This window comes from Streptomyces xylophagus (assembly GCF_000716435.1).
GTDB classification, from domain to species: Bacteria; Actinomycetota; Actinomycetes; order Streptomycetales; family Streptomycetaceae; genus Streptomyces; species Streptomyces xylophagus.
This window is the reverse complement of record NZ_JNWO01000021.1, coordinates 204,966-216,927: the sequence shown is the minus strand read 5'-3', so window position 1 is coordinate 216,927 and position 11,962 is coordinate 204,966. Positions and strand designations below refer to the sequence as shown.

Sequence of the window (11,962 nt, the reverse complement as noted above, 5' to 3'; positions counted from 1 at the left end):
CCGGAACGTCAGGCGGACGTTCCGGTATCAGTCGTACTCTGGATGACAAAGTCGGCCAAATCGCCAAATCACCACACACGGTGTCCACTTGATCGCCGTCCGCATCGACCACGAGATCGATAGCCCACAGCAATCAATAACGATCGTGTTTTCGATAACAGCACTCTTGACGCGCCTGTAACCCCGGAGCAAGACTCCCGTCCATCGGTCGGCATTGCCGAACACCTACCGGCAATACGCGCTAGAGTGTGGCAACGCCAAAGGCCGGCATCGCTCTCACCCCCGAGGGCGCACGAACCCCCGGCGGGACCCGGGGTTCGGCTTCCCTGGACGAAGGACAAAGGAGTCGCGGGTGTCCAGCTCCGACATCTTCATCGGCGAGACCATAGGTACCGCCGTACTCATCCTGCTGGGCGGTGGCGTCTGCGCCGCCGTCACGCTGAAGGCCTCCAAGGCCCGTAACGCCGGCTGGCTCGCCATCGCCTTCGGGTGGGGTTTCGCCGTCATGACGGCTGTGTACATCTCGGCACCGCTCTCCGGTGCCCACCTCAACCCGGCCGTGACGCTCGCACTCGCGATCAAGGACGGTGGCTGGGACAACGTCCCGATCTACTGGGCCGGCCAGCTGCTCGGCGCCATGATCGGCGCGACCCTGGTCTGGGTGGCCTACTACGGCCAGTTCCAGGCCCACCTCACGGACAAGGAGATCGTCGGCGAGCCGACGGCCAAGGCCGTGGAGGCGGAGGAGAAGGGCGCGGGACCGGTCCTGGGCATCTTCTCCACCGGCCCCGAGGTCCGCAACGTGGTGCAGAACCTCGCCACCGAGATCATCGGCACCGTCGTCCTGATCCTCGCCATCCTGACGCAGGGTCTGAACGACAAGGGCAACGGCCTCGGCGTCCTGGGCGCCCTGATCACCTCGTTCGTCGTCGTCGCCATCGGTCTGTCGCTCGGCGGCCCGACCGGTTACGCGATCAACCCGGCCCGTGACCTGGGCCCGCGCATCGTGCACGCGCTCCTGCCCCTGCCCAACAAGGGCGGCTCCGACTGGAGCTACGCCTGGATCCCGGTGGTCGGTCCGCTGATCGGCGGCGCGATCGCTGCGGGACTCTACAACGTCGCCTTTGCTTAGAACCGGACGAGAACCGGAATTCAGAGCACTGAAGCAGCAGTAGAACCAGTCCTCATGACCACGGAACCCCTCAGGAGCACACAGTGACCGACGCGCACACCGCCGGACCGTTCATCGCGGCCATCGACCAGGGCACGACCTCCAGCCGTTGCATCGTCTTCGACCGGGACGGCCGTATCGTCTCCGTCGACCAGAAGGAGCACGAGCAGATCTTCCCGAAGCCGGGCTGGGTCGAGCACAACGCCACCGAGATCTGGACCAACGTCCAGGAAGTCGTCGCCTCCGCCATCGAGAAGGCGGGCATCACCCGCGACGACATCAAGGCCATCGGCATCACCAACCAGCGCGAGACCACGCTGCTGTGGGACAAGAACACCGGTGAGCCCGTCCACAACGCCATCGTCTGGCAGGACACCCGTACCGACGCGCTCTGCAAGGAGCTGGGCCGCAACGTCGGCCAGGACCGCTTCCGCCGCGAGACGGGCCTCCCCCTCGCCTCGTACTTCGCCGGCCCGAAGGCCCGCTGGCTGCTCGACAACGTCGAGGGTCTGCGGGAGCGCGCCGAGGCGGGCGACATCCTCTTCGGCACCATGGACAGCTGGGTCATCTGGAACCTGACGGGCGGTGTGAACGGCGGCAGGCACGTCACCGACGTCACCAACGCCTCCCGCACCATGCTGATGAACCTGCACACCATGGAGTGGGACGAGAAGATCGCCGAGTCCATCGGCGTCCCGCTGAACATGCTGCCCGAGATCCGCTCCTCCGCCGAGGTCTACGGCGAGGTCACCGGCGGCCGTCTCGGCGACGTGCTCGGCGGCATCCCGGTCGCCTCGGCGCTCGGTGACCAGCAGGCGGCCCTGTTCGGCCAGACCTGTTTCGCCGAGGGCGAGGCCAAGTCGACGTACGGCACCGGCACCTTCCTGCTGATGAACACCGGCGAGAAGCCCGTCAACTCGTACAACGGCCTGCTCACCACGGTCGGTTACCGCATCGGCGACCAGAAGGCGGTGTACGCCCTCGAGGGTTCGATCGCCGTCACCGGTTCGCTGGTGCAGTGGATGCGCGACCAGATGGGCCTCATCTCCACCGCCGCCGAGATCGAGACGCTCGCGCTCACGGTCGAGGACAACGGCGGCGCCTACTTCGTGCCGGCCTTCTCCGGTCTGTTCGCCCCGTACTGGCGCTCCGACGCCCGCGGTGTGATCGCCGGTCTCACCCGGTACGTCACCAAGGCGCACCTCGCGCGCGCCGTCCTGGAGGCCACGGCCTGGCAGACCCGTGAGATCACCGACGCCATGACGAAGGACTCCGGCGTCGAGCTCGCGGCGATCAAGGTCGACGGCGGCATGACCTCCAACAACCTGCTGATGCAGACGCTCTCCGACTTCGTGGACGCCCCCGTGGTGCGCCCGATGGTCGCCGAGACCACCTGCCTCGGCGCCGCCTACGCCGCCGGTCTGGCCGTCGGCTTCTGGACCAGCACCGACGACCTGCGTGCCAACTGGCGCCGGGCCGCCGAGTGGACCCCCAACATGGCCGCGGAGAAGCGCGACCGTGAGTACAAGAGCTGGCTCAAGGCCGTGGAGCGGACCATGGGCTGGCTCGACGACGAGGAGTAAGAACCCCACATGACCAGTCAGTCCACCCTGCAGTCCGTGCCTGCCCTCGGTACGCACCCGGCCTCCGGCTCGAACCCGAGCCGGGCCGAGACCCGGGAGCAGCTCTCCAAGGCGACGTACGACCTCCTCGTCATCGGCGGCGGCATCCTGGGCATCTCCACCGCCTGGCATGCCGCGCAGTCCGGGCTGCGGGTGGCCCTGGTCGACGCCGGCGACTTCGCCGGTGCCACCTCTTCCGCCTCCTCCAAGCTTCTCCACGGCGGTCTGCGCTATCTGCAGACCGGTGCGGTGAAGCTGGTGGCGGAGAACCACTTCGAACGCCGTGCGGTGTCCCGCCAGGTGGCCCCCCACCTGGCGAACCCGCTCACCTTCTACCTCCCCGTGTACAAGGGCGGTCCGCACGGCGCGGCGAAGCTCGGGGCGGGCGTCTTCGCCTACTCCGCGCTCTCCGCGTTCGGCGACGGCGTCGGCCACCTCCTGTCCCCCGCCAAGGCGGCGCAGGACGTGCCCGAGCTGCGTACCCAGAACCTCAAGGCCGTCGCCGTGTACGGCGACGACCAGATGAACGACGCGCGCATGGCGCTGATGACGGTCCGCGCGGCCGTCGAGGCGGGCGCGGTCGTCCTCAACCACGCCGAGGTCACCGGCCTGCGCTTCACCCAGGGCCGGGTGACCGGTGCGGAGCTGCGCGACACGACCTCCGGCGACGAGTTCGGCGTGAGCGCGCGGCTCGTGCTCAACGCGACCGGCCCGTGGGTCGACCACCTGCGCAAGATGGAGGACCCGAACGCGGCCCCCTCCATCCGCCTCTCGAAGGGCGCGCACCTGGTCCTGAAGCGCACGTCCCCGTGGAAGGCCGCACTCGCCACCCCCATCGACAAGTACCGCATCACCTTCGCCCTCCCCTGGGAGGACATGTTGCTCCTCGGCACGACCGACGAGGAGTACGAGGGCGACCCGGCCGATGTCGCGGTCAACGAGAAGGACATATCCCAGATCCTGGACGAGGCCGCGTTCTCGGTCCGCGACCAGCAGCTCTCGCGCGACCTGATCACATACTCCTTCGCCGGGCTGCGCGTCCTGCCTGGCGGCCCGGGCAGCACGGCGAAGGCCAAGCGCGAGACGGTGGTGACCGAAGGCAAGGGCGGCATGCTGTCCGTCGCGGGCGGCAAGTGGACGACCTTCCGGCACATCGGCCGTACGGTCATGCAGAAGCTGGAAGCCCTCCCGGGCCGTCCCCTCGGCGAGGACTTCGAGCCGATCTCCTCCCTCCCGAAGAAGCTCCCGCTGCCGGGCGTCGCCAACCCGCGCGCGGTCGCCCACCGCCTCCTCGTCGACAACCCGGCGCCGGGACCGCGCATGGCGGCCGACACGGCGAAGCACCTGGCCACGCACTACGGCTCGTTGGCCTTCGACATCGCCCGACTCACCAACGAGAACCCGGAGTTGGGGCAGCGGGTGCACCCCGACGCCCCGGAGATCTGGGCGCAGGTCGTGTACGCCCGCGACCACGAGTGGGCCGAGACCCAGGACGACGTTCTGCGGCGGCGGACGACGCTGACGATCCGGGGGCTTGCCACGGACGAGGTGCGGGCGAAGGTGCAGGATCTGCTCGACAAGAAGTAGGCGGTACGACGAGAAGGGGCGGTTCCTTTGTGGGAGCCGCCCCTTTCACGTGCCGTGCGCGTTAGTCGTTGTCTGCGGGTGGGTGGGGGCTGGTCGCGCAGTTCCCCGCGCCCCTAGGTAGGTTGCACAACCGCTCGTACAGAGTCCACGTCGGTCAACTCCTCGCGATGGATGACTAGTTCGCGGCCCAGCAGCAGTGCCCTGCGCGACGCCGGGGCCGGGTCCTCCAGCGTTGTCAGGTCCGTCAGGTGGGCGAAGCCGATGATTCTGCGGATGTTTTCCGTGCCTGCGTAACCCAGTGACTCCGTCCAGACCTTGCGCAGGAAGCGGTCCAGGTACGCGTCGTCGAAGAAGGTGTCGACGCGGGTCGGCCAGAGGCGGCGGAACTCCGTCTCGAACGCCTCCCAGGAGAGGCGGAGTTGGTCGGCGTGGTCGGACAACGTGCCCAGCTCGCGGGCACGTTGCTCCGACACCAGCACGTTGGCCCAGTACAGGCCGAGGTCGTAGCCGATCGGGCCGACGAAGGAGAACTCGGGGTCGAAGACCCGTACCACCGGGGCGCCTTCGCGTTCGCCGACCATGACGCTGCCGGTGTGCAGGTCGCCGTGGAGGAGTGCCTGCGCGCTGGTCATGAAGGTGTACCGGAGGTCGGCGACCTCCGTGCGCAGGCGGGTGTCCGCGCGGAAGTCGGCGGCCAGGTCCGTCAACTCCGGGAGCCAGTGGTTGTGTTCGTGCTCGATGTACGGCTCGGAGAGCACCACGTCCTCGGTGATCTTGCACAGCTCGGGGCTCACCGAGGCCGCGATCAGCGCCTTGCGGTCGGCGGACGCCATGCCGAAGTCGCTGGTCGCGAAGGCGAGTTGGGCGACGAACTCGCCGATTCGCGCCGAGGTGTCCGGGCCGTACGCCGCGCCCTCGTTGAGGACCGTGCGCAGGACCTCCAGGTCGGACATGTCCTCCATGACGAGGGCGTAGTTGTCGGCGTCGTAGCCGTGGATCGCCGGGATCTTGTCGGGGGCCACGCGGGCCACCTGCTCGTATGCCCTCGACTCGGCATCGGCGCGCTCCGGGCTCATCGGCCAGGAAGGGCCCGCCACCCGTACCCAGGGCAGCGCCTGCTTGATCGCGAGGCTGTGGCTGCCGTCGGCGTTCGACGCGAGGAACACCCGGTTCATATTGCCGTCCGACACCTCGCGGACGTGGATGTCGCTCACGTCCGCCCAGTGGCCCCGCTCGTGCAGGTAGGCCGGGATGTCGTCGGTCTCCAGGATGCGGTAGCCCATCGTACGAACTCCTCGAACTTCCTTATGCGGTGCGGCGCTTGGACAGGGTGAAGCTGAAGACCAGGGCGAGGATGAGGACCGCGCCCTCGACGACGTCCTGGGTGTAGTAGGGCAGGCCCTTGATGGTCAGACCGGTGGTGATGATGCCGATCAGCACCGCGCCGAGTGCCGTGCCCCAGACGTTCGGGCGGCCCCGGCCCAGCACCGACGTGCCGACCAGTGCCACGGCGACCGCCTCCAGCAGCTGTGACGTACCGGCGGACACGTCGCCCTGGCCGATCCGGGACGCCAGGATCAGGCCGCCGATCGAGGCGAGCATGCCGGACAGTACGTACGCCAGCGCCCGGTAGGCGCCTACGCGGATACCCGCCAGGCGCGACGCCTCGGGGTTGGCGCCGATGGCGTACAGGACGCGGCCCCAGCGGGTGCGGGCCAGGAACACCCAGGCGATCACCGTCAGCGCGCCGAAGATCAGTACGGAGATCGGGATGCCGAGCATCGTGCCCCGGTCGATGCGCAGGAAACCGTCGGTGAACTTGCCGGGGGCGGTGGTGCCGTCGGACTGGGTCATGCCGGCGGAGATGGACTGACCGTCCACCAGGATGAGTTTGGTGCCCTGGATGACGAACATGGTGCCGAGGGTGGCCAGCATGTCCGGGATCTTCATGACGACGATCAGCAGGGCGTTGAGGAGTCCGGCCAGCGCGCCCGCCGCGATCACCGCGAGGATCGCGACCGTGCCGACCTGGTTGTACGTCACCATCGTCTTCGCGGCGACGGTGACGCCGAGCCCCGCGACCGCGCCGACGGACATGTCCATTCCGCCGACGGCCATGGTGAGGGTGACACCGAGGCCGAGGATCGCGGCGACGGAGACGTACCGGAGGGTGTCGAGGAGGGTCGCGGACTCGCGGAAGGAGCCCTCGGTCAGCGCGAAGTACAGGAAGAGCACGACCGTGACGAAGATGAAGCCGTACTTGATGACGGCGTTCTGGACGAGCACGGCGGTGGAGACGGCGGACGGTGCCGCCGTCTTCGGTGCGGCCTCGGAGCTCTGGGTGGTGGTCATGGCGTACTTCCTGCCGTGGCTTCGTGCGGGGCGGGCATCGCGCGGACGCCGGAGTGGTCTGCCGGCATCACACGGACGCCGAGATGGTCTGGATCACGCGGTCGCGTTCCGCGTCTTCGCCGTACGCGTCGAGATGGACCTCGCCCGCCGACAGCACTACGACCCGGTCGGCGACCTCCAGTACCTCGTCCACGTCGGCGGAGAGGACGAGGACGGCGGCGCCTTCGGCGGCCAGGGTGCGGGCGCGGCGGCCGATGTCGCGCCGGGCGCCGATGTCCACGCCTCGGAACGGCTCGTCCAGGATGAGGACCCGGGGTGTCTCGGCGAGCCAGCGGCCGACGACGACCTTCTGCTGGTTGCCGCCGGAGAGTTCCTCGACGGTGCTGTGCTCGTCTCGGGCGACGACACCGAGGGCGTCGATGGTCTCGCGGCCGAGAGCGTCCTCCTTCGCGGTGTTCATGAGCCCGCCCCGGGACAGGGACTTGAGGAACGGCAGCGAGATGTTCTGCGCCACCGACCAGCCGGGGACGAGCGCGTCGGCGTGCCGGTCCTCGGGGACGAGGTGGACGCCGGCGCGGATCGCGTCGGCCGGGCGGCGGGGCGCGTAGGGCTTGCCGTCGAGTGCGACCGTGCCGGTGGCGAAGGGCTCGGCGCCGAACAGGCCGCGGGCCAGTTCCGTCTTGCCGGCACCCAACAGGCCTACGACACCGGTGACTTCACCGGCGCGCAGGTCCAGGTCGAGGGGGGCGCGGCCCTCGAAGAGGTGGACGCCGCGCAGGCCGAGGACGACGTCGCCGTGCTCGCCGGTGCGCTGCGGGCGGGCGCTCGTCGCCTCGTGGGCCTGGGCGAGCATCGCGCGCAGGGCGCTGTCCCAGTCGAAGGGCTTGACCTGGTCGTCGGTGAGACCGCCGTCCCGCAGGACGACCAGGCGGTCGGCGAGGGCGTCGATCTCGCCGAGGCGGTGGGAGACGTAGAGGACCGCGATGCCGTCGTCGCGCATCTTCTCGACGAGGGCGAAGAGCCGCTCCGCCTCGGCGGCGGAGAGTGCGGAGGTCGGTTCGTCGAGGATGAGCAGCCGGGGGCGGGTGGCGAGGGCGCGGGCCAGGATGAGCAACTGGCGGTCGGAGATGCCGAGTTCGGTGACGTCCCGGCGCAACACGGCGTCGCTCCAGTCCAGTTCGAGACCGGCCTGGATCTCGCGGGCGCGGGCCAGGACGCGGCGGCCGTTCAGGAACGGGTTGCCGCGCTTCTGCGCCAGCTCCTCGAAGACCAGGTTCTCGGCGACGGTGAGGCCTGGCACGATGCCCTCGCCGATCCGCTGGTGGACCGTCTGGATGCCCAACTGCCGGGCGGCGAGCGGCGACTGGAGAGCTGCGGGCTCCCCTGCGACCCGCACCTCGCCGCCGTGGTCCGTGTGCACGCCCGACAGGATCTTGATCAGCGTGGACTTGCCCGCGCCGTTCGCACCGAGCAGCGCGACCACGCTGCCCGGTGCGATGTCCAGCGAGACGGAGGCCAGCACCGTCTTGCCGCCGAAGGCCATGCTGACGTCGCGGAGCGAGACCGCGGCGTCAACCGCCGTGTCAGTGGGCGACATTGGGGATCCAGTCCGCGGTGCTCACCTTGGAGAGGTTCAGGGCGGGCAGGGCCGCGCGCAGCTGGTCCATGTTCGCGATCTTGTTCTTGCGCAGGAAGTCCTGGGTGATGGCGACGGCCGGGAAGTCGACGGACGTCTTGTTCAACTGGCCTGCCAGCTCAAGGGCTGCCGTACGCACGACGGCCGCGCCGACCGCGGACGGGTCGGTGCCGGCCGTGGCGACCCAGGGGCTGCCCGCGGCGGTCATGTTCTGGATGTCCGCGTTGGAGACGTCCGCGCCGAAGACCTTCACCTTGCTCTGGAGCTTCTTGTTCTGCACGGCAAGGAGCGTGCCCTTGGCCAACTCGTCGTACGGCGCGAAGATGCCCGTCACGTCGGAGTGCTGGGTGAGCGCGGCGGAGACCAGGGGAACGTTGTCGGTGGCCGTGGAGTCGGTGACCTTGCCGACCTTGAACTGCTGCTTCCAGCCGTTGGCGTCGACCGTGGACTTCCAGACGGTGTTGCGCTTGTCGAGGGCCGCGTAGCCGGCGACGTTGACGTAGCCGACCTTGGCGTTCTTGCCGACCGTCTTGGCCATCACGTCGAGGACGGCCTGCGCCATGCTCGCGTCGTCCTGCTCGGTGCTGATGACCGACTTGTTGGTCTGGTCGACGTCGTAGACGACGACCTTGATGCCCTTCTTCACCGCCTGGTCGATCTCGGGCTGGATGGTCGACGGGAAGCCGTGGTCGACGATGATCGCCTGCGCGCCGGAGTTGATCGCCGAGGACAGGTCGGTGGCCTGCTTGGCGTTGTCGGCCTGCGCGTCGTACACGGTCAGGTCGATGCCGAGGGCCTTGGCCTGCGCCTTGGCGCCGTTGCCCCACTGCTCGAAGTAGTCGCCGGCGCCGCTCTGCCGCACGAGCGCCACCTTGACCGTGCCCTTGCTGAAGGGGGCCGGCTTCGTGCCCGTGGCGGCCGAGGCCGAGGCGGCGGTGTCGGCGGTGCTCTTCGAGGCGTCCGTGGACTGCGAGCAGCCCGCCAGGAGGAGGGCGGAGACGGAGGCGAGCGAGAGCGCGGCGAGGGGGACGCGGATGCGGGACATGAGGAGCTCCAGGTGCAAGGTGGTGCAGAAGGGGTGAAGGAGGGGCATGCGTGACCCGGAGCATGGGAAAAGGAATCAGCCACCGCGGAACGGGTGGTGGGCCGCGGCAGCAAAGGCTCGCGGGGCTCCGGATGTGGTCAGCGACAGCTGGCTGTGGTCGACCGGAGCAAGTCCACGTACAGCCGCCGCACGAGCAGCAGCGTCTTCATAAACAGATCATGAGAACGTTTTCGGCCATTGGTCAAAGGGATGGAAGCGGTTTCTCACCAGATGAGACAACGACTACGTCACACCCGGTCCGTTCACCGACGCCGGTTACCATCACGGAACCGGCTCCCGACCCGGCACAGTGAGGCCCCGATGAAGACACCCAGCGCGACGACACCCCCCATGAGCTGCATGCGGTGCTGTCCCGGCGCACGGTGTCCGGGCTGACCGGCTGTCCGCCGCCGTCGCCCCGCCGCCCCCGACTTCTCCTCCCCACCCGTCCGGTGCTCGTCCCAGCATCCGGACATCCCTCCCACTTTTCGGAGTTGTTCCCATGACGCTGCTGACCACCTGGTCCGAGTCCGGCCCCGAGACCCTCGTGCGCCGCACCGCCGACCCCGTCGAGATCGCCGCCGCGCTCGCTCCCATCGGTGTGCGCTACGAGCAGTGGCCGATCCGCGAGGACGTCCCGGCCGACGCCGACAGCGACACCGTCTTCGCCGCCTACGGCCCGGAGATCGACAAGCTGAACGCCGAGGAGGGCTTCACCACCGTCGACGTCCTCGGCCTGCACCCCAGCGACGACCCGGAGTACCCGGCGAAGGCGGCGGGCGCCCGCGCGAAGTTCCTCCAGGAGCACACGCACGACGACGATGACGAGGTCCGCTTCTTCGTCTCCGGCTCCGGCATCTTCTACCTGCACGTGGGCGGCGAAGTGCACGCCGTGTACTGCGAGAAGGGCGACCTGCTGGGCGTCCCGCGCGGCACGACCCACTGGTTCGACATGGGCACCAAGCCCGCCTTCACCGCGATCCGCTTCTTCCACGAGGAGGACGGCTGGGTCGGCAACTTCACCGGCTCGACCATCGCCTCCCGCTTCCCGGACTACGACACGATCGACGCGGGCTACCAGCAGGACAAGGCCGCCGCGTGAGTTTGCGGTTCGACGTGGACGCCGTGGTGCTCGACATCGAGGGCACCACGAGCGCCACGGGTTTCGTCGTCGACGTGCTGTACCCGTACTCGCGCTCGCGCTTCGCGTCTCTTCTGACCGACCGGAGCGACGACCCCGAGGTGGCCCGGGCGGTCGCGCAGGTGCGCGAGCTGACCGGCGACCCGGACGCCGACGCCGTACAGATCGAGAAGGCCCTCAACTCCTGGCTCGACGAGGACCGCAAGGCCACGCCCCTGAAGACCCTCCAGGGCATCATCTGGTCAGAGGGCTTCGCCCGCGGCGACCTCGTCTCGCACTTCTACGACGACGTCGTACCGGCCCTGCGCGCCTGGCACACGGCGGGGCTGCGGCTGTACGTCTACTCGTCCGGGTCTGTGGCCGCGCAGCGCGCGTGGTTCATCTCGAGCCCGGATGGCGATCTGCTGCCGCTCGTCTCCGGTCTCTACGACACGGAGAACGCCGGTCCCAAGCAGGAGCCGGAGTCGTACCGCCGTATCGCGGCGGAGACCGGCGTCGAGCCGTCCCGGCTGCTCTTCCTCTCCGACCGGCCCGGCGAGCTGGACGCGGCCATGGCCGCGGGCTGGCACGCCGTGGGTGTACGGCGGCCGGGAGAGCCGTACTTCGAGCAAGGCGTCGGCGACCACGCGCAGGCGGGGGCGTTCGACGAGATCAGTATCACCAGTTCAAGGAGCACCACGTGACCAGCGAGATCAGTGACCTCGACCTGAAGGAGGCGGGGGCTCAACTCGCCGCCGAGTCCGCCCGGTTCGCCTCGTTCGGCTGGATGCGGGGGACCTCCGGTAACTTGTCGGTGGTGGTGGGCCGGGATCCCCTGCGGCTGGCGGTGACGGCTAGCGGGCATGACAAGGGTGAACTGACGCCTGACGATGTGGTGTTGGTGGACTCTGACGGTGCCGCCGTCCGGGGTGGTAAGCCGTCTGCCGAGGCCGAACTACACGCTCGTGTTGCCGCGTTGACCGGTGCCGGTGCCGTCGTCCACGTGCACACTGTGGCGTCCGTTGCCATGGGGCGGCGTACGCCGGGTGGGATCGTGTTCAAAGATGTCGAGATGCTCAAGGGTGTCGGGCAGCCTGCCCATGATGTCGAGGTGACGCTGCCTGTTATCGCCAACAGCCAGGATATGAAGGTGCTCGGGGATCGGCTGGAGGCAGCTCGGGATCCTCGGATGCCGGCGGTGGTTGTGGCTGGGCACGGGTTGTATGTGTGGGGGGCGGATCCTCGTCAGGCTCGGCATCACACCGAAGTGGTGGAGTGGTTGCTGGAGTTGGAACTGACGCAGCGTTGAGCGTTTTAGTCACAGTGCCGGCCGGTGGGGGCTGGTCGCGCAGTTCCCCGCGCCCCTAAAAGACTAAAAGCAGGGGCGCGG

General features: G+C 68.8%; 10 protein-coding genes. 6 read left to right on the top strand and 4 right to left on the bottom strand.

Going from position 1 to position 11,962, the window contains the following annotated elements; genetic code table 11:
• Positions 1-352: 352 nt before the first annotated feature.
• From OO70_RS37300 to OO70_RS37290, 3 genes are all read left to right on the top strand, one after another.
• Positions 353-1,132: an MIP/aquaporin family protein gene (locus OO70_RS37300; protein ID WP_043681645.1), complete on the top strand. Its 780-nt coding sequence runs from the start codon at positions 353-355 to the stop codon at positions 1,130-1,132.
• 83 nt (positions 1,133-1,215) lie between these two features.
• Complete coding sequence (gene glpK / locus OO70_RS37295; RefSeq protein WP_019059123.1) at positions 1,216-2,754, top strand: glycerol kinase GlpK; 1,539 nt, start codon at positions 1,216-1,218, stop codon at positions 2,752-2,754.
• Positions 2,755-2,763: 9 nt separating this feature from the next.
• Entirely contained in the window at positions 2,764-4,380 is a 1,617-nt protein-coding gene (locus tag OO70_RS37290; RefSeq protein WP_043681642.1) for a glycerol-3-phosphate dehydrogenase/oxidase, read from the top strand.
• A gap of 113 nt (positions 4,381-4,493) precedes the next feature.
• Here OO70_RS37290 and mtnK read toward each other — a convergent pair whose 3' ends face one another.
• The 4 genes from mtnK to OO70_RS37270 form a co-directional block, all read right to left on the bottom strand.
• Positions 4,494-5,663 carry an S-methyl-5-thioribose kinase gene (gene mtnK / locus OO70_RS37285; protein WP_043681639.1) on the bottom strand — a complete coding sequence of 390 codons (1,170 nt, stop codon included), beginning with the start codon at positions 5,661-5,663 and terminating at the stop codon, positions 4,494-4,496.
• A 22-nt stretch (positions 5,664-5,685) separates the two neighbouring features.
• Positions 5,686-6,732 (bottom strand): ABC transporter permease, encoded by a 1,047-nt coding sequence (locus tag OO70_RS37280; protein ID WP_043681636.1) that lies wholly within the window; start codon positions 6,730-6,732, stop codon positions 5,686-5,688.
• A 67-nt stretch (positions 6,733-6,799) separates the two neighbouring features.
• The gene (locus OO70_RS37275; protein ID WP_043681633.1) at positions 6,800-8,329 is read right to left on the bottom strand and encodes a sugar ABC transporter ATP-binding protein; all 1,530 of its coding nucleotides are present in this window, start codon (positions 8,327-8,329) and stop codon (positions 6,800-6,802) included.
• Positions 8,316-9,413 carry a substrate-binding domain-containing protein gene (locus OO70_RS37270; RefSeq protein WP_043682001.1) on the bottom strand — a complete coding sequence of 366 codons (1,098 nt, stop codon included), beginning with the start codon at positions 9,411-9,413 and terminating at the stop codon, positions 8,316-8,318. Before OO70_RS37270 ends, OO70_RS37275 begins: the two co-directional genes overlap by 14 nt.
• Before the next feature lie 541 nt (positions 9,414-9,954).
• Between OO70_RS37270 and OO70_RS37265 the strand changes: the two genes are divergently transcribed.
• From OO70_RS37265 to mtnB, 3 genes are read left to right on the top strand one after another with little or no spacing between them, the layout of a single operon-like run.
• Positions 9,955-10,554, top strand: coding sequence for a 1,2-dihydroxy-3-keto-5-methylthiopentene dioxygenase (locus OO70_RS37265; protein ID WP_043681630.1), 600 nt, complete (start codon positions 9,955-9,957; stop codon positions 10,552-10,554).
• Positions 10,551-11,276, top strand: a complete 726-nt coding sequence (gene mtnC / locus OO70_RS37260) for an acireductone synthase (protein WP_043681627.1) — start codon at positions 10,551-10,553, stop codon at positions 11,274-11,276. Before OO70_RS37265 ends, mtnC begins: the two co-directional genes overlap by 4 nt.
• The gene (gene mtnB / locus OO70_RS37255) at positions 11,273-11,881 is read left to right on the top strand and encodes a methylthioribulose 1-phosphate dehydratase (RefSeq protein WP_043681624.1); all 609 of its coding nucleotides are present in this window, start codon (positions 11,273-11,275) and stop codon (positions 11,879-11,881) included. Before mtnC ends, mtnB begins: the two co-directional genes overlap by 4 nt.
• Positions 11,882-11,962 lie beyond the last annotated feature (81 nt).

Coding starts and splice junctions, on each gene's coding strand:
- mtnK (WP_043681639.1), bottom strand. CDS start 5,663: ATGGGCTACCGCATCCTGGAGACCGACGACATCCCGGCCTACCTGCAC.
- OO70_RS37270 (WP_043682001.1), bottom strand. CDS start 9,413: ATGTCCCGCATCCGCGTCCCCCTCGCCGCGCTCTCGCTCGCCTCCGTC.
- OO70_RS37265 (WP_043681630.1), top strand. CDS start 9,955: ATGACGCTGCTGACCACCTGGTCCGAGTCCGGCCCCGAGACCCTCGTG.
- OO70_RS37280 (WP_043681636.1), bottom strand. CDS start 6,732: ATGACCACCACCCAGAGCTCCGAGGCCGCACCGAAGACGGCGGCACCG.
- OO70_RS37275 (WP_043681633.1), bottom strand. CDS start 8,329: ATGTCGCCCACTGACACGGCGGTTGACGCCGCGGTCTCGCTCCGCGAC.
- OO70_RS37290 (WP_043681642.1), top strand. CDS start 2,764: ATGACCAGTCAGTCCACCCTGCAGTCCGTGCCTGCCCTCGGTACGCAC.